16 protein-coding genes are annotated in these 16,538 nt (G+C 66.4%); 10 read left to right on the top strand and 6 right to left on the bottom strand.

Annotated features, from left to right (window positions below; genetic code table 11):
• The first annotated feature begins 17 nt into the window (after positions 1-17).
• Together ACFVUS_RS11855 and ACFVUS_RS11850 are read left to right on the top strand one after the other, a co-directional pair.
• Positions 18-1,604: a PucR family transcriptional regulator gene (locus ACFVUS_RS11855; RefSeq protein WP_387764149.1), complete on the top strand. Its 1,587-nt coding sequence runs from the start codon at positions 18-20 to the stop codon at positions 1,602-1,604.
• A gap of 67 nt (positions 1,605-1,671) precedes the next feature.
• On the top strand, positions 1,672-3,180 hold the full coding sequence (locus ACFVUS_RS11850; protein WP_387764147.1) for a DUF222 domain-containing protein: 1,509 nt from the start codon (positions 1,672-1,674) through the stop codon (positions 3,178-3,180).
• A gap of 268 nt (positions 3,181-3,448) precedes the next feature.
• Here ACFVUS_RS11850 and ACFVUS_RS11845 read toward each other — a convergent pair whose 3' ends face one another.
• Positions 3,449-4,291 (bottom strand): hypothetical protein, encoded by an 843-nt coding sequence (locus tag ACFVUS_RS11845; RefSeq protein WP_387764145.1) that lies wholly within the window; start codon positions 4,289-4,291, stop codon positions 3,449-3,451.
• Between the two features lie 188 nt (positions 4,292-4,479).
• Between ACFVUS_RS11845 and ACFVUS_RS11840 the strand changes: the two genes are divergently transcribed.
• The 4 genes from ACFVUS_RS11840 (at position 4,480) to ACFVUS_RS11825 (ending at position 8,073) form a co-directional block, all read left to right on the top strand.
• Positions 4,480-5,871: a purine-cytosine permease family protein gene (locus ACFVUS_RS11840; RefSeq protein WP_387764143.1), complete on the top strand. Its 1,392-nt coding sequence runs from the start codon at positions 4,480-4,482 to the stop codon at positions 5,869-5,871.
• On the top strand, positions 5,868-6,326 hold the full coding sequence (locus ACFVUS_RS11835; RefSeq protein WP_387764141.1) for a nucleoside deaminase: 459 nt from the start codon (positions 5,868-5,870) through the stop codon (positions 6,324-6,326). Before ACFVUS_RS11840 ends, ACFVUS_RS11835 begins: the two co-directional genes overlap by 4 nt.
• A complete protein-coding gene (locus tag ACFVUS_RS11830) occupies positions 6,323-7,282 on the top strand; it encodes an isopenicillin N synthase family dioxygenase (RefSeq protein WP_387764139.1) in 960 nt (319 codons plus the stop codon). Before ACFVUS_RS11835 ends, ACFVUS_RS11830 begins: the two co-directional genes overlap by 4 nt.
• A gap of 113 nt (positions 7,283-7,395) precedes the next feature.
• Positions 7,396-8,073 (top strand): NADPH-dependent F420 reductase, encoded by a 678-nt coding sequence (locus ACFVUS_RS11825; protein WP_387764137.1) that lies wholly within the window; start codon positions 7,396-7,398, stop codon positions 8,071-8,073.
• A gap of 8 nt (positions 8,074-8,081) precedes the next feature.
• On the opposite strand, the gene ACFVUS_RS11820 is transcribed toward ACFVUS_RS11825, so the two are convergent.
• Positions 8,082-8,612, bottom strand: coding sequence for a nuclear transport factor 2 family protein (locus ACFVUS_RS11820; protein WP_387764135.1), 531 nt, complete (start codon positions 8,610-8,612; stop codon positions 8,082-8,084).
• Between the two features lie 77 nt (positions 8,613-8,689).
• Here ACFVUS_RS11820 and ACFVUS_RS11815 point away from each other — a divergent pair, with 77 nt between their 5' ends.
• The 3 genes from ACFVUS_RS11815 (at position 8,690) to ACFVUS_RS11805 (ending at position 11,202) form a co-directional block, all read left to right on the top strand.
• Positions 8,690-9,763, top strand: a complete 1,074-nt coding sequence (locus ACFVUS_RS11815; RefSeq protein ID WP_387764133.1) for a dihydrodipicolinate reductase — start codon at positions 8,690-8,692, stop codon at positions 9,761-9,763.
• The gene (locus tag ACFVUS_RS11810; RefSeq protein WP_387764131.1) at positions 9,760-10,251 is read left to right on the top strand and encodes a carboxymuconolactone decarboxylase family protein; all 492 of its coding nucleotides are present in this window, start codon (positions 9,760-9,762) and stop codon (positions 10,249-10,251) included. Before ACFVUS_RS11815 ends, ACFVUS_RS11810 begins: the two co-directional genes overlap by 4 nt.
• Positions 10,252-10,407: 156 nt before the next feature.
• The gene (locus ACFVUS_RS11805) at positions 10,408-11,202 is read left to right on the top strand and encodes a thioesterase family protein (protein WP_387764129.1); all 795 of its coding nucleotides are present in this window, start codon (positions 10,408-10,410) and stop codon (positions 11,200-11,202) included.
• An 11-nt stretch (positions 11,203-11,213) separates the two neighbouring features.
• Here ACFVUS_RS11805 and yaaA read toward each other — a convergent pair whose 3' ends face one another.
• Positions 11,214-11,957, bottom strand: a complete 744-nt coding sequence (yaaA, locus tag ACFVUS_RS11800; RefSeq protein WP_387764127.1) for a peroxide stress protein YaaA — start codon at positions 11,955-11,957, stop codon at positions 11,214-11,216.
• A 58-nt stretch (positions 11,958-12,015) separates the two neighbouring features.
• Here yaaA and ACFVUS_RS11795 point away from each other — a divergent pair, with 58 nt between their 5' ends.
• On the top strand, positions 12,016-13,773 hold the full coding sequence (locus ACFVUS_RS11795) for a proline--tRNA ligase (RefSeq protein WP_387764125.1): 1,758 nt from the start codon (positions 12,016-12,018) through the stop codon (positions 13,771-13,773).
• Positions 13,774-13,843: 70 nt separating this feature from the next.
• Here ACFVUS_RS11795 and ACFVUS_RS11790 read toward each other — a convergent pair whose 3' ends face one another.
• The 3 genes from ACFVUS_RS11790 to ACFVUS_RS11780 form a co-directional block, all read right to left on the bottom strand.
• Positions 13,844-15,253 carry a three-helix bundle dimerization domain-containing protein gene (locus ACFVUS_RS11790; protein ID WP_387764123.1) on the bottom strand — a complete coding sequence of 470 codons (1,410 nt, stop codon included), beginning with the start codon at positions 15,251-15,253 and terminating at the stop codon, positions 13,844-13,846.
• A gap of 125 nt (positions 15,254-15,378) precedes the next feature.
• Complete coding sequence (locus tag ACFVUS_RS11785) at positions 15,379-15,813, bottom strand: ferritin-like domain-containing protein (RefSeq protein ID WP_387764121.1); 435 nt, start codon at positions 15,811-15,813, stop codon at positions 15,379-15,381.
• The gene (locus ACFVUS_RS11780) at positions 15,810-16,292 is read right to left on the bottom strand and encodes a hypothetical protein (protein WP_387764119.1); all 483 of its coding nucleotides are present in this window, start codon (positions 16,290-16,292) and stop codon (positions 15,810-15,812) included. The genes ACFVUS_RS11785 and ACFVUS_RS11780 overlap by 4 nt, the downstream gene beginning before the upstream one ends.
• Between the last annotated feature and the right edge of the window lie 246 nt (positions 16,293-16,538).

Here is a 16,538-nt window from a genome sequence, read left to right as displayed (position 1 = left end):
CGTATTACGATTCGTCGGTGCTCCTCTCTGTTGCCGACGTTCTGGCGATTCCCGTTGTCCGCGCGGGAGAGCCCGAGGTCATCGGGGGTGGCTCGCTCGATCGTTCGGTGCGCTGGGTACACGTGAGCGAACTGTCCGATATCGCGAAAGTGCTGGTCGGTCGGGAATTGATCCTCACCACCGGTCAGGCGCTGTCCTTCGGCGACGAGGCCGCCGTCGCGTACCTGGAATCCCTCGCCGCCGCGGGCGTCTCCGGCCTGGTGATCGAACTCGGCACCTACGTGAAGGAACTATCGCCGGTGGTCGCCGAAACCGCTGACCGGCTGCTGCTGCCGGTGGTCGCCCTCGCACAGGTGGTGCGTTTCGTCGAAGTCACCGAGGCGGTGCACCGCGTCATCGTGGCGGACCAGTACGCCGAACTGGAATTCGCGCGCACCGTGCACGAGACCTTCACCGCCCTGAGCGTGCGCCGCGCCGCGCTCGCCGAAATCGTGAAAACCGCCGCGGGCATGCTGGACGCATCGGTCGTCCTGGAGGACCTCACCCACCGCGTACTCGCCTCGACCGCACGGCACACCGCCACCTCCACCCTGCTCGAACACTGGGAGAACACCTCCCGCCTGCTGCCCGACCATGACGCGAACGTGGTGCCGGTCGGCCCGCACACCCAGCGCTGGGGCCGACTCATCCTGCGCTCCAACCGGGTTCCCAACGCCCGGGCGCGCATGGTGCTCGAACGCGCCGCGCAAACCCTGACCCTGCATCGCATGGTCGAACGCGATCGATTCGGCCTGCATCGGCAGGCGCAGACCGGATTCATCGACGATATGGTCACCGGCCGCCTCACCGATGAGAACGACGCCCTCGCGGTGGCGGCATCACTCGGGCTGGCCCGCCGTTCCCGCTACATCCCGCTCTCCATCGATGTATCCGCCCCCATCGAATCCGATCCCGTTGCCCAGCAACGCCGTACGGCCGCCATCCTGGACGCGGCCATGCACGGTATCGCCCTGGCCCGCGTCACCGCACTCGCCGCCCCCGACCACGGCAATCGAGTCAGCATGATCCTGGCGGTCTCGCGCACCGGCGACCTGGACGGCACCCTCACGGTGGTCTGCACCGGCATGCTCGGCGAAATCCGCCGCGTCTCGGGGGTGGAACGCGCGGTGATCGGCGTCGGCGTCGAATCGGACTCGCTCCTGGACACCGCCAGAGAGCTCTCCCAGGCCGCGCATGTCGCGGAAGTTGCACTGGCCCTTGGCTCTTCGTCCCCCCGTACCTATTATCGCAGCGGTGATGTCCGCCTGCGCGGCCTGCTCTCCCTTATCCGCGATGAGCCCGGGGTGCAACGCTTCGCCGAGACCGAACTGGGTGCACTTCTCCGATACGACATTCGGCAGGCCACCGACCTGATCCGCACCCTGCGTCAATTCCTCGATCTGGCGGGCAATAAGACCGAATTGGCCAAGCGTCTCAACATAAGTCGTCCCACGCTGTATGACCGGCTCGCGCGCATTGAACGCATCCTGGATGTGGACCTGGACGACGGGGAGACCCGTACCTCGCTGCACGCGGCCCTGCTGATTCGAGAGCTGCACGCGTAAGTGAAAACTTGCAGTTCAGAAGGGGTTTCGGGTGTTGTCGGGTGGTCTTGGTTGGTAGAATTAGAACATGAGTTCGATAGGGGTGGATGCGAGTGAGGTGGCGATCGGTCAATTGGCCGACGTGGTAGCCGCCCTGCTCGAAGTGCCCCTGGGGGATTTGAGTAACGACGGGGTCGTCGAGGCCCTGCAGCGGGTGGAAAGCTGTGCGCGGCAGTTGGTTTGCGTGTCGCGGCGGTTGACCGTGGAGGCGGTCGAGCGCAAGCTGCCTGAGACGTTGGGGCTGGGAACCATCAAGAAGTTCCTCAGCGATACGCTGCGCCTCTCCGGGCCGGATGCCGGAGCTCGTGCGCGGACCACGATGATGCTGGGGACCTGGCACGATCTGCTGGGGAATCCGGTCCGTATTCCGCTGGGGATGGTGGCCGAAGCTCAAGTCGCGGGGGATATTTCGCCGGATCACGTGCGGGCCATCGAAGCGGTGATGAAGCGGATTCCCGATAGCTGCACTCCGGCGGATCGTGAAGCCGCACAAGATCAGCTCGTCACCTACGCGCGCACCGGCTGGCCCGAGGACATTCCCGCGGTCGGGGATCGCATTCTGGGATACCTGGATCCCGACGGCACACTTTCCGGGGATAAGGACCGTGCGCGGATGCGCGGGATCGTGCTCGGACGTCAGCGGGCGGATGGGATGCGCACCATCAAAGGTGAGATCACCCCCGAGCTCTCGGCGCTGCTGGACCCGGTACTCGCCAAACTTGCCCGGCCCGGAATGTGCAATCCGGATGACGCGGAAAGCCCTACCGCCGCAACCTATGTCGATACCGAGGTGCTGCGGGCGGCTGCCGGGCGTGATTCACGCACCAGCGCTCAGCGCAACCACGATGCTTTCCTGGCGCTGCTGCAACCGGGTGTGACCCCCGATGGATTGGGGTCGCACCGTGGGCTGCCGGTGACCACGATTTTGACCATGACGATCGATCAGGTCGAAGCGGCCGCCGGTGTGGTGACCACCGCTACCGGGGGCACCGTCCCGATCTCGACGGCGCTCAAGCTGGCCGAGCGATCCAAGCCGTATCTCGCGGTGTTCGATCATGCCGGGCTGCCACTGCACTTGGGTAGACAGAAACGGCTGGCGACACCGGCACAACGTATGGCGTTGATAGCCTCCATACGAGGCTGTTCACGCCCAGGATGCGATGCTCCCGCCTCGATTTCGGCGGTGCACCATGTCTCCGAATGGGTCAAGGGCGGTCCCACCGACTTGGCCAATGAAACCCTCGCCTGCGATCGCTGCCATGCCCTCGTCCACGACGGTCCCGGTGGCTGGCAAACACGCGTCCTCGGCAAGGAATCGCCCTACGCGGGCCGTACGGCGTGGATCGCGCCTCACCACCTCGACCACACCGGCACCCCGAAGGTGAACCACCGGCACCACGCTGGCGAGCTGCTCGCCCAGACCGTCGCGCGCATCACCGTCCGCAATGAACGCGAAGCCGAAGAACGCCGGAAGCGGTTGCAGCGCATGCACTCTCACGCCCCAGCCCCTACCGGGCTTCCAGCTGCTGCCGAGTAGGCATTTCCGTACCGTGGCCGAACCAACGGCACTCCACCCCGGACCGGTAACGTCACCCTGCGGTGAAACCACCGTGCTGGGCACGCCGCCTGCCGTACCCGGCTTTAGCTCCCCCATCGGGAGCCGCAATCCCCCGTCCCAGCCTGGCTGAAAGGTTCTGGTCCCGTCCAAAACCCGAAGCACAAAACCTCTTCAAGTATTGAGGGAGCCGGAAGGTGAGATAGCCCCGTATCCGCATGTCGCGTAACGCAACCACAGCCAGCACCCGTCAGGCGGGATCCGCCCCCATCGGGTTCGGATAAGGAACCGCACCACTACGTGCCACCGCTTTCGCAGCCGGTGTCAGTACAGCCAATGCATCAGCAATAGCGGGCACGGACTCATAGGCCGTCATGGCGAGAGCATCGGTCCGAGATTCGATATGCGCCCGCAGATCTCGCCCGGCATCAGTCAGCCCGGTATCGGAGATCAGGCCGCGGGAGCGCAGCCGGTGTTGAGCCGCGGCCCAATCGGATTCGGTCCACCCGCGATTGGCCTGCCACCAGGTGGCCGGTGTACCGGTATGAGCGGCGAAAAGCACATGCGCCTCGCAACCGTCGATGCCCTCGGAAAGCAGGCACGCGACATGGCCGTCGCCCCGATGTTCCCGCAGTGCCGTAGCCGCCTGCCACAGCGCCTCCACCGGATCGGCGGGAGTGGCGAGGTCGCGGTTGGCGGCGAAGAGCGCACGTCCCGGGGCAGCGGCCGATTCGATCGCCGCGTGCAGCGTGGGAAGGGTTGCGGCGGCTGTGGTTTCGATATCCGGAGTCACCGACCGCAGTACCGAGGCGGCGGCGGTGCGCCGGGTATCCAGCACAGCTTCGGGAGTCGCGAAGGTCCAGGCATCCGGGATCGCGCGCCGGATCATCGCCGGGTGGAAGTTGTAGAACGTAGCCTCCACCAGGCTCGGCCCCGCCGCACCGAACGGAGCCGATCGGGTCGCGAAGTACCCCATCCAAAAGCCGCGCAGCCCAACCGCTTTATTGGCGGCGGTGCATTCCGGGCTGAAGTAGGTGATGGCGTGCAGCGGTTCGAGTACCCGCCACATGGTCCGCGCGAAGCTGTTGTCCATACCCAACCTTGACACTCCGTAAGTCATCGGCGTGTAATTCTTGCCGAACGTAAGAACTGTGACCCAGGGCACATTATTGATAACCGCCGGTAACCCGGATTCATCTTCATGCAACACGCCCGCCCCCACAATTCTCACAGGTCAGGCGAGCCTGACAGAGATCGTGGTGCTAGCTGGAGGCGAAACGAGTGGCAGTGACCGATGAGGATCCAATCGCCTACGGCGATCGTGTCATAGCCGTCGAACCCGGCGGCGACGATTACATCCCCGAGAGCGCTCGGCACGGTACGCCACGAAAACTGTTCTGGACCTGGATGTCTCCGAATATGGAGTTCGCGACGATCTTCGTCGGCGTCCTCGCGGTGACTTTCTACGGTATGAACTTCTGGCAGGCGAGCCTCGGTTTGGCGGTCGGGGCCGGTCTCGGCGCGGTCGCGCATTTTCTGTTGTCGGCGCGCGGGCCGCTGTACGGCGTTCCACAAATGGTGCTGGGCCGCTTGGGATTCGGCTATCGCGGCAATGTGCTGCCCGCCGGATTCATGGCCGTCATGTGCGGGGTGGGCTGGTTCGCCACCAATAGTGTGAGCGGGGCCTTCGCCCTGAACTCGCTGACCGGACTGCCGAAACTGGCGTCGCTGATCGTAATCGTGCTGGCGCAAACGGCTTTCGCGTTCTTCGGGCACAACCTGGTGCAGGCATTCGAGCGAATCGCCTTCCCGCTCTTGGCGATCGTGTTCGCCATCGTCACCGTGGTGATCTTCAGCAAGGCCGATCTCGGTGCGGCAGCACCGGCCGGGGGAGTGGGTGGCATCGGCGGATTCCTGCTGACCGTCGGCACCGCGTTCGGTTACGCGGCGGGCTGGAATCCCTACGCGGCGGACTACTCCCGGTATCTGCCGTCCTCGGTATCCAAGACCGCGACCGGGCTCTACGCCTCCGCCGGACTGTTCATCTCCTGCCTGTGGCTGACCATGGTCGGCGCGGCATCGGTGACCATCGCCAGCACCGCGCAGGGCAGTCCCACCGATGTCTTCACCGCGAATCTGCCCTCGTTCCTGGCGAAACTGACGCTGCTGGCCATCGCCGTCGGCGCGGTGGCGGCCAATGCGCTGAATGTGTACTCCGGTGCGATGGCCTTCGTGACCATGGGATTCAAACTCCCCGTCCGCACCCAGCGAGCATTGGTCTCGGCCGTATTCGGGCTCATCGGATTCCTGGTCGCCTGGTGGGCGCTACCCGACGCGGCCGCGAACTATGAGGCGTTCCTGTTGATCGTCGCGTACTGGATCGGCCCGTGGCTCGGCATCGTTTTCGCCGATGAATATCTGCGACGCGGCCAGCGTATCGACCATCTGCTCTACGACCGCGCCTACACGAATTGGCCCGGTGTGGCGGCCTTCCTGATCGGCTTGGTCGTCTCGGTGCTGCTGTTCTCCAATCAGGCCAAATTCGTCGGCTATATCGTGCGCCAGGTCCCCGAGCTGGGCGATATCACCTTCTTCATCGGCTTCCTGCTCTCCGGCGGCGCATATCTGCTGCTCGGACGCTCCAGGATTTCTCAGACTCCGGTGGCAGCATGATCGGCATGATCAACGCAAAGGAGCTGCTGATCGCGGCCGTCGACGAGGCGAAACTGGGGCTGGCCGAGGGCGGTATCCCGATCGGCGCGGCACTGTTCGACTCCGACGGCAACCTGCTCGGCCGGGGCCACAACCGGCGCGTACAAGCCGGTGACCCGAGTCTGCACGCCGAAACCGACGCCTTCCGCAATGCCGGTCGCCGCCGCGACTACCGCGACACCATCATGGTCACCACGCTGTCGCCCTGCTGGTATTGCAGCGGCCTGGTGCGCCAATTCAATATCGGCGCGGTCATCGTCGGCGAAGCCCGCACCTTCAACGGCGGCCACGAATGGCTTGCGGAGCACGGTGTTTCGATCACCGTGCTCGATGATCCGGACTGCGTCGACATGATGGAGAAGTTCATCAGGGACCGGCCCGAACTGTGGAACGAGGACATCGGAGTGGCCGAGTGAACGCCATCGCCACCGTCGACCTGGATCGCTGGCGCAACGGTGGCGCGGATGCCGCGCAGGTGCTGCGCGAGGTCGACGAAGGCATGCAGCGCGCCGGATTTCTGCTGGTGCGCGGACACGGTGTGCGACAAGGACTTCCGGGTGAACTCCGGGCCGCCGCCCGGCGCTTCTTCGCCCTCCCGGCCGAGGTCAAGCAGCGCTACGCCACCGCCGTCGGCGGGCGCGGCTGGATCGGACCCGGTATGGAGGCCAACGGCTATGCCGAGGGCACCGAGACCCCACCCGATCTCAAGGAGACCTTCGCCATCGGCGCGGACACCCGCACCGGCGACGCCGCGGTCGATTCGGTCTGGTTCCTCGACAATGTCTGGCCCGCCGAGATCACCGAACTGCGTGAGCTGTTCACCACCTACACCGCCGCCATGCGCGTGCTCTCGGATGAACTTCTCGCGCTCTTCGCCGCCGCACTCGACCTGCCGCACAACCCTTTTCAAGGTTTGGCGAGCCTGCCCACCTGGACCTGCAATATCAACTGGTATCCACCACTGACCCACGTCGGCGCACCCGAGCCCGGACAGTTCCGCATCGGCCCGCACACCGATTTCGGCACCGTCACCGTGCTCGATCGTGAACCCGGCGCAGGCGGACTCCAGGTCTACACCGACGAAGGCGGTTGGGCCGACGCGCCTTTCGACCCGGACGCGCTCACCGTGAATATCGGTGACCTGCTGGCACATTGGAGCGGACAGCGCTGGCCCGCCGGACGGCATCGCGTGCTACCCCCGCAGGCCACCGCGCCCGATGAGGATCTGGTCTCGCTCATCTACTTCTACGAACTCGATCACGATGCCCGCGTCACACCCCTGGAACCCCCGATCGGCCGCATCGGCGGACTCGAACCGGTGATTTCCGCGGAGTTCCTGCGCACCCGACTCGACGCCATCTCCCTCGGCTGAGACTTTCCGGCGAGTTCCCACGGCCGTCGTCCGGCGGCGGCCGTGGGGGCGAATCCCACACCGCCCCGCCCCGCGCGGGAACATCTTCCCAGCCGTGGGGGTTGGCCACAGACATGACGACACTGGGACTGATCGGGAGCGGAAATATCGGCGGCACGCTGGCCAGACTGGCCGTGGCCGCCGGAATCGATGTGGTGCTGAGCAATTCCCGGGGACCGGAGACCCTGTCCGGCCTGGTGGCGGAACTGGGGGACCGGGCCAAGGCCGGAACGCCCGAGGAGGCGGCCGCGGCGGGAGATATCGTCGTGGTGACCGTGCCGCTCAAGGCGTACCGCGAGGTGCCGTCCGATCCGCTGGTCGGCAAGGTCGTGATCGACACCAATAACTATTACCCGGAACGCGACGGGGAGTTCCCCGACCTGGCGGCGGGTACCGCCACCAGCAGCGAACTGCTGCAACGGCATCTGCCGCGTTCGCGAGTGGTCAAGGCGTTCAACAACATCTACTTCAAGCACCTGGCCGCGCTCGGTCGTCCCGCCGGTGCTCCCGATCGCACCACACTGCCGATCGCCGGAGACGACTCCGACGCGAAAGCCGCTGCGGCGCAGCTGATCAGCGCGCTCGGCTTCGACACCCTCGATATCGGCGGCGCGAGCGACAGTTGGCGCACCCAGCCCGATACCCCGGTATACGGCACGCCGTACTCCGCATCCGAGCCGTTCTGGGAGAGCGAGGCCACCCCGGCCGACGCCGAGACGGTCCGCAAGGCGGTCGACGCCGCCGAGCGGTAAGGCCGCCGTCAGGCGGTGGTGGGCGCCCAGGCATTGGCCGTGATCTCGAATCCCGGCAGCGCCTCGGGTGCCATCTTGGCCTCGAAGATGCGCTTGTATCCGGTACCCGAGATGCGCCACACGCCGTCTTCCAACCGGTAGGTGTCGGTGTAGTACGCGGCCCCGCGAATCAGGAAATTATACTCCGGCGCTATCACCGTATCCTCCAGAAGCCAACTGCCGGAGGCGGTCTCGCCGTCCACCGTGATCTCCGGGTGGGTAGCCACATGCACGGTGATGATATTGCCGCTCAGTGCGCCGCGCATGTAGTCGACAACCGCGTCCCGACCGGTGAATTCGAGCGGCTGACCGCCCGATGGTGAACCGTACGAGGCGACGATGTCCTTGCTGAGGGTGTCCGCGAAGTCGTCCCAGAGCTTGAGATCCAGCGTCCGAAGGTAGCGGTGCTTGAGCGCCCGGATCTGCTCCATTGCAATCGAATCCATGATGAATTTGAACACAGCGCAACCGATCTCGCATCGGTCGATGCGCTGGATCAAACACCTGTCCCGGTGATCGGGAAACTGCTTGCTTCAAACCGCCTCCCTACCTACCAAGCGGTTGCTAGGCTCGCCGCATGATTTCCACCCTGGTCTGGGGTACCGGCAATGTCGGCCGGGCCGCGATACGCGCTGTCGCCGCACACCCCGAACTGAAACTCACGGGAGTGCTCGTGCACAACCCGGCCAAAGTCGGCCGGGACGCGGGCGAACTGGCCGGACTCGACACCGAGCTGGGGGTGGCGGCCACCGACGACATCGCCGCCGCACTGGCCACCGGTCCCGGTGCGGTCGTGTACGCCGCCTCCGGCGAAATCCGGCCCGATGACGCGCTCGCCGACATCCTGCAAGCCATTCGCGCCGGAGCCGTCGTGGTCACCCCCGCGCTCTACGCCCTCTACGACCAGCAGAACGCGCCCGCCGAAATGCGCGAACCCGTGTTGAAAGCCATTGCCGAAGGCGGCGGTTCGCTATTCGTCTCCGGCGTCGATCCGGGCTGGGGCAACGATGTACTGCCCCTGCTGATCAGCGGCCTCGGCCACACCGTCGACGTGGTGCGCTGTCAGGAGATCTTCGACTACACCACCTACGACCAGCCCGATTCGGTCCGCTACCTGGTCGGCATGGGCCAGCCCATGGACTACGAGCCGCCCATGCTGATGGCGACGGTGCCGACCATGGTGTGGGGCGGGCAGATTCGGCTCATCGCGCGCGGACTCGGCGTCGAGATCGATGAGATCCGCGAGGTGGTGGAGCGCCGCGCGCTCGACGAGACCGTCAGCACCGAGTTGATGGGTGATTTCGACGCCGGCACCCAGGGTGCGATCCGCTTCGAGGTGCAGGGCATCGTCGACGGCGAGCCCCGCATCGTCATCGAACACGTCACCCGCATCCACGCCTCCTGCGCCACCGACTGGCCCGCGCCGCACAGTGGCGCGGGCGCACATCGCGTCATCATCGAAGGCCGCCCGAATATCGAGGTCACCATTCAGGCCACCGATGAGGGCGGCAACCACTCGGCGGGCGGAAACGCCACCGCCGTAGGCAGATTGGTGCACGCCATCGACTGGCTCGTCACCGCCGAACCCGGCCTCTACGACGCCCTCGACATCCCCCTCCGCCCCGGCACCCTCGGAAGGAACCAACCATGATCATCGACATTCCCGAAGGCAAAGACCCCATCGGCTACGTATGGGGCGAAATGGTCCCCGGCATCGGCGTCGCCGCCGCCGCGTTCTCCCTCGCGGTCTACGAGCACACCACGCTCGGCCTGCGTGAATTCGAAGCCGCCCGCCTGCGCATCGCCCAGATCAACGGCTGCCTCTTCTGCCTCGACTGGCGCACCGACCGCAATGGCGAGAAGGTCGAAGAGTCCTTCGAGGACGACGTAACCAACTGGCGCACAACCGAAAACTTCGACGAGCGCACCCGTCTGGCCGCCGAATACGCCGAACGCTACGCCGAGGACCACCACAGCCTCGACGACGAATTCTGGCAGCGCATGTTCGCCCACTACTCCCAGGCCGAAGTGGTCGAACTCTCCATGTGCCTGGGCTCCTGGCTCGCCTTCGGCCGCCTCAACCACGTCCTGGGCCTGGACGCGGTCTGCGTGCTGCCGAGCCACGCCGCCGGGAAGTAGCACCCGCCGGGTGTTGTCCGAGGTTGGCGGACAACACCTTTCGGTTCACTCCGGACCACGCGATCGGGCAGAACACCGCCGTGAAATGCGGGCATCTCCGCAGCGCGACCACCTGCCCCGCGTACCCCACCCGATCCGTCGTACGCTCGGATCACTATGGACGCCTTCTACCTTCCCGATGCGGAGCAGCCCGACGTCTTCCACTCCACCGATCACACGCGGGGGCCGTGGTCGCCGGACGCACAGCATGCCGGGCCGCCGTCGGCACTGCTCGGGCATGTGATCGAGCGGTGTGAGCCGCGGGAGGGGTTTCGGATCGGCCGGGTCGCGGTCGAGATTCTCGGGCCGGTGCCGATCGCGCCGCTCACCGCGCACGCGCGGGTGGTGCGGCCGGGGCGCAGTGTCGAATTGATCGAGGCCACACTGAGTTCGGAGCAAGGGCCGGTATTGCGGGCCAATGCGTGGCGGTTGCGTGCGGCCGATCCCGAGCTGGATCTGCCCGCCGAGGTGCTGCCGACCGGGACCCGGCCCGGGCCCGATACCGCCGGCGGCAGTGTGCGATTCCCGTCGGATCAGCCGGTCGGCTTTCATCACGCCATCGAATACCGCTTCGTATCAGGCAGTTTCACCGAACCCGGCCCCGCCGTCTGCTGGATTCGCCTGCGCCACCCCATCGTTGCGGGCACCACGCCCAGCCCGCTGGAACGCGCCCTCGCCGCGGCCGATTCCGGCAATGGCGTCAGCTCCGTATTGGACTGGGACCGTTACCTTTTCATCAACACCGACCTGACGGTGACGCTGCACCGCGAACCCGTCGGCGAATGGGTCTGCCTGGACGCGGTCACCTACCCCGAACGCACCGGCGTCGGCCTCGCCGAGTCGCGCATGTTCGACGAGAAGGGACCGATCGGCCGAGGCACCCAAACCCTGTTCCTCGGCCCGCGAGGCTGATCGGCCGCGCGCTAGGTCAGCACGAGAAGTTCGGTGGGCGAGGCGATCTCGCACCGCAGACCGAACTTCTCCGCAACCCGGGCCAAGCCGTTGATATCGGTGGGCTCGGTGCGGGACAGCACCAGGGCGCGAGCCAGCAGCCCCTTGTGGTGCTTGTTGAAATGGCTCACCACCGTCCGGCTCCCGTCGGGCCGCTCGGTGAGCACCGTCGCGGTGATCGCACCCGGAATGCGCCCCAGACCCTGATAGGTGCCCGATCGCAGGTCAACGGCCAACTGCCCGTCGGTCTCCTCGCGCAACGCCTCCGGCAGCACCTGCTTCCACAGCGATTGCAGCGTCGGCAACCCCGGCAACTTCGACCCACCCGAAAGCCGGTACGCCGGAATCGGATCCCCCGCCCGAATCACCCCGAACAGCGCCGACCCGATCGCCAGCCGCGCATCGGCCTTGGCCCGCTGCGCCTTGGTGAACCCCGGCGCGTCCAACGCGTCATAGAGCACCCCGGTGTACCGATCCAGCGCCGACCGAGTCGGCGAACTCCGCAACGAGGCATTGCGCGCGATCTCCGCGTCAGCCCCCTTGCCCAGCCCCAACGCCGCCCGCGACGCGTCCGGATCCCCGGCCAATTGACTCAGCTCGGTCACCAACTTATCGCGCACCGCCGTGAGCTGCGGCATCGCAAGGGCATCCAGATCCAACGGACCGCCCGAACCACCGTCGGACTTGGTTTCTGAGGGAGGCAGCAGCACCAGCACGAGCCAACACGGTAATGCCTTGTGAGCATCTCGTACGCAACGGCTAGTCTGTGGAGCCGTGATCACCCGCCTCTCCCACCTCTTCCTGCGCACCCTGCGCGACGACCCCGCCGACGCCGAGGTGCCCAGCCACAAGCTGCTGGTCCGCGCCGGATATGTGCGGCGCATTGCCCCGGGTGTCTACTCGTGGCTGCCGCTCGGCCTGCGCACGCTGCGCAAGATCGAGAATGTCGTTCGCGAGGAGATGGACGCCATCGGCGCCCAGGAGATCTCACTGCCCGCGCTGCTGCCGCGCGAACCGTACGAGGCCACCAACCGGTGGACCGAATACGGCGACGCGCTGTTCCGGCTCAAGGACCGCAAGGGGCAGGACTACCTGCTCGGACCCACCCACGAAGAGCTGTTCGCGCTCACCGTGAAGGGTGAGTACAACTCGTACAAGGATCTGCCGGTCACGCTGTACCAGATCCAGAACAAGTACCGCGATGAAGGCCGTCCGCGCGCGGGCATCCTGCGTGGCCGCGAATTCGTCATGAAGGATTCGTACTCGTTCGACCTCGACGAGGACGGGCTCAAGAACAGCTACAACGCGCACCGCGAGGCGTACCAGAAAATCTTCGAGCGCTTGGGCGTGTCGTACGTGATCGTGGCCGCCACCTCCGGCGCCATGGGCGGTTCGGCGTCCGAGGAATTCCTCGCGGACAGCCCCGTCGGCGAGGACACCTACGTGATCTGCCGCGAATCCGGTTATGCCGCAAACGTGGAAGCCGTGATCACCGCCGCACCGCCGGAGATCGCCTTCGAGGGCCTGGCCGAGGCCGTCGCACACGAGACCCCCGGCACCCCCACCATCGCCACCCTGGTCGACTGGGCCAACGGCGCGGGCATCGCCGAACAGTTCGGCCGCCCCGTCACCGCGGCGGACACGTTGAAGAACGTGCTCGTGAAGCTGCGCTACCCGGACGGCAAGACCGAGATCCTCGGCGTCGGCGTCCCCGGCGACCGCGAGATCGACGAGAAGCGCCTCGGCGCGTCCGTGGAGCCCGCCGAGGTGGAACTCCTCGACGATGCCGACTTCAAGGCCAACCCCTTCCTCGTGAAGGGCTACATCGGCCCGAAGGCGCTGCTGGCCAACGGCGTTCGCTACCTGGTCGACCCGCGCGTGGTCTCCGGGAGCGCCTGGATCACCGGCGCGGACGAGCCCGGCAAGCATTACGTCGGCCTGGTCGCGGGCCGCGACTTCACCCCCGACGGCACCATCGAGGCCGCCGAAGTCCGCGACGGCGATCCCTCGCCCGACGGCCGCGGCGTCCTGGAGGCCGCGCGCGGTATCGAGATCGGCCACATCTTCCAGCTCGGCCAGAAGTACACCGACTCCTTCGAGGTCGACGTCCTCGGCGAGAACGGCAAGCCGGTCCGCCTCACCATGGGCTCCTACGGCGTCGGCGTCTCCCGCATGGTCGCCGTCATCGCCGAGCAGATGCACGATGACAAGGGCCTGCGCTGGCCCCGGTCCGTGGCCCCGTACGACGTGCACGTCGTCATCGCCAACAAGGACGACGCCGCCCGCGAAGGCGCGGAACAGGTTGTCGCCGAACTCAGCTCGGCCGGTCTGGACGTCCTGTTCGACGACCGCAAGGCCTCCCCGGGCGTCAAGTTCAAGGATGCCGAACTCCTGGGTATGCCGCTGGTCGTGGTCATCGGCCGCGGCTGGTCCGAAGGCAAGCTGGAACTGCGCGACCGCTTCACCGGTGAAAGCGAAGAGCTCCCGGCCGAAACCGCGGTAGCGGGCATCATCGCGCGCGTGCGCGGCTGACCCACTCGCACAACACGAATCGAGCCGCGCACCTCCGGGTGCGCGGCTCGACGGTTTTCCGGCTCACCTGCTAGTTGAACGCCTTCGCGACGCCGTCCAGCAAATGCTCGAGGGTGTCGTAGTTGGGCGGGTCCACCACATCGATCAGATTGGGCACCACCGGAACCTGGTGTTCGGCAGTGACTTTCGTGAACAGACTGGCGTCCGCGGGCCGGAAGCCGTGCTCGGCGGCCAGGCGCTGGAGCTCCGGATCGGTGGCGAGCAGCTTGCCGACGGTGTCGCCCTTGTCGTTCAGCGGCACCACGGTGTGCTGGGACATGACGGTGGGGGACGGGTACATGAGCACCATGTCCGGCTTCAGCTGATTGTGCACCGCCGCGTCCACGTACTGGGCTTCGTAGATCCAGACCATGGGCGTCGGACCCATGCCATTGGCCAGGTACTCCTTGAACGGCCCGTCGGTGCTGTTCTCGGTGTACCCCTGCCGGGTGAACAGGCGCGAGATGCGGGACACCGCATAGTCTTCCGCCTTGCCCCCGCGCACGATGGTGTTGTCATTGGCCACGTACGCGGTCACCGCCAGATACATGGCCGCGGAGTTGGACGTGCGCGGATCGGTGGTCCCGACCAGCACATTCTTGCGCACCGGGTAGGTGGTGTTGCCCTCCAGCTGGTCCCACTGCACCCCCTTCTCGGCGAGCGCGAGGAACTTCTCGACATCGAAAGCCGGTGTCGGACCGGGCTTCACGACCCCGGCGGCGGTGAGCAGATCCACGATCGGCTTGAAGGTGGCGATCGCCATCGGCGACGAGAACGGCGTGTACTTGCCGCTCACATTCTTCAACCGCTGAATCCGTTCCGCCGCAGCCGAACTGGACGGGAACGCGAAATCGTACTTCCCCAGATCCACCGAGGTCGCGATCTGCCGCGATCCGGCCGGATCCACCTCGACCTTGACCCCCTGTTTGGCCAGCGCGTCCACCACCCGCTGATCGGAGAAGAACGCCATCTTCTCCGACCCTACGACCCCGCGCACCGTGGTCAGCCCGGCCGGAGTCGCGGCGACAGGCTCCGAATCCGGCCCCTGCACGGCGATCACGGCCACCACCCCGACCACCGCGACCACGGCCGCCGCCGCACCCACCAGTACGGTCCGCCGCTTCACCCCCAGGCGGTCCAAGGTGTCGAACAGATGACTACTCGCCGAATTCGAATTGTCCCCCAATGGAATTGCTTCCGAACTATTCGAATTCGATTCTTCCGCACTATTTTCCACTTCGACCGGTGTGAGCTCGCGCCGCACGATCCGCTCGATCAGAATGGGAACGAAATCGCGTACCGCATGCCCGTCGAACCGCTGCCGAACCGCCCCTACCGCGGCCTCGACCCGCTCCGCCGAATACTCCTCGCCATACCGCTCCACCAGGCGATTCGTAACCTCACGCAGTGCTTTTTCTTCCCGGGCAGCATCAACCGCCACAGCCACTCCTCGACTCACACCGGAATTGATTTGCGCGGCAAAAAGATTACGCCCAACCGCGTCCGGTCAACCCTACCGCCATTCCCGCGAACGGGAATCGCGAAGTGGTGCGAGCGAATTCGAATTCAGGACTGACCGGGGAAGGCGGTGGTGGGTGGATTGTTGCCCAGGATGCTGTTCCAAGTGGCTTCGCGGAGAGCGGATTCGGTGAGCGCGTCCAGGGCGGTGCGCCGGATCTCGGGGGTGTCCGCGCGCTCCAGGGCGGAGTGCCAGGCGGCGGCGGTATCGGATTCGACGGTGACCGCGAGCTTGGCCGCCGGGATGGGGTCGTCGACGGTGAAGGGGACCGTGTAGGCGGCGGCGGGAGCGGGAACCGTCGCGCCGAGCGCCTTCAGGGTGTCGATGGTGGCGTCACGGCGCGCGCGGTGCGCGGCGGTGCATTCGGAGACGTACCTGTCCCGGTCGTTATTGGCATAGGCGGCGATGACGCCGTACGCGTAGACGGCGGCGTACTCGGCGCTCAGCGCATCGGTGAGTGCCTGCTGATCGGGGAGGGTCATGCGAGCAGGACTCCCGCCTGGGTGGCGCACGCGGCGCTGATCGAACCGAGCAGTCCCGCTCGGTAACCGGAGAGCTGGATGGACAGATCGGCCGCCGAACGCTGCGCCTGACCCAGGCTCGCCTTCAACTGGCTGACCGCGGGCGGCGGCACGGGCACGGTGGGGGTGGGCGGTGCGACGCGCTTGGACGGCGTGGTGCCGTCACCGTAAACGCCTATGGCGCGGTCGATTTCGGTGCGCAGCGCATCGGCGTGCGCACCGCGCTGGGTGGCGATGGTCTGCAACGCCGCGGCCTTGTCCGGATTGGTGGCGATGGCCGCCTGCGCGTTCGCGGCATCGGCCCGAGCCGATTCCTCCTGCGCCAGAAGCGGATCCGGAAGTTCCGGAGCGGATTCCTCGGTGCACGCCGTCAGCGCGCCGACGGCGGCGACGGCGAGCACGCCCCCACCGGCGAGGCGCAGCACGGCACGGCGGTCCATAGCGGATCCGGGGGGCTCGGGCATTTGCGTGACACCGGCCATAGGGCCGCTCAGACTGCTGGGCACCCGTACATGGTGCCAGCCATCGCGGCGCACCCCCGCCGTCAGGGCCGTCGGATAGGCTGTGATCTCGATCGATACGGTGCCGCGATGGGCGCGTCGGCAGCAAACACGCCGTCGCTCGGCAACGCCGACCATGCCGAAGTCGTGAACCTCGGCTGGTCCTTTACACTCTTTCCGCGCGTT

This window comes from Nocardia sp. NPDC058058 (genome assembly GCF_042885355.1).
Lineage (GTDB): Bacteria > Actinomycetota > Actinomycetes > Mycobacteriales > Mycobacteriaceae > Nocardia.
Note: the sequence above shows the minus strand (reverse complement) of the source record. Positions and strands in the feature narration are given on the sequence as shown.

Coding starts and splice junctions, on each gene's coding strand:
- ACFVUS_RS11850 (WP_387764147.1), top strand. CDS start 1,672: ATGAGTTCGATAGGGGTGGATGCGAGTGAGGTGGCGATCGGTCAATTG.
- ACFVUS_RS11805 (WP_387764129.1), top strand. CDS start 10,408: ATGGACGCCTTCTACCTTCCCGATGCGGAGCAGCCCGACGTCTTCCAC.
- ACFVUS_RS11815 (WP_387764133.1), top strand. CDS start 8,690: ATGATTTCCACCCTGGTCTGGGGTACCGGCAATGTCGGCCGGGCCGCG.
- ACFVUS_RS11835 (WP_387764141.1), top strand. CDS start 5,868: ATGATCGGCATGATCAACGCAAAGGAGCTGCTGATCGCGGCCGTCGAC.
- ACFVUS_RS11825 (WP_387764137.1), top strand. CDS start 7,396: ATGACGACACTGGGACTGATCGGGAGCGGAAATATCGGCGGCACGCTG.
- ACFVUS_RS11785 (WP_387764121.1), bottom strand. CDS start 15,813: ATGACCCTCCCCGATCAGCAGGCACTCACCGATGCGCTGAGCGCCGAG.
- ACFVUS_RS11845 (WP_387764145.1), bottom strand. CDS start 4,291: ATGGACAACAGCTTCGCGCGGACCATGTGGCGGGTACTCGAACCGCTG.
- ACFVUS_RS11810 (WP_387764131.1), top strand. CDS start 9,760: ATGATCATCGACATTCCCGAAGGCAAAGACCCCATCGGCTACGTATGG.
- ACFVUS_RS11780 (WP_387764119.1), bottom strand. CDS start 16,292: ATGGACCGCCGTGCCGTGCTGCGCCTCGCCGGTGGGGGCGTGCTCGCC.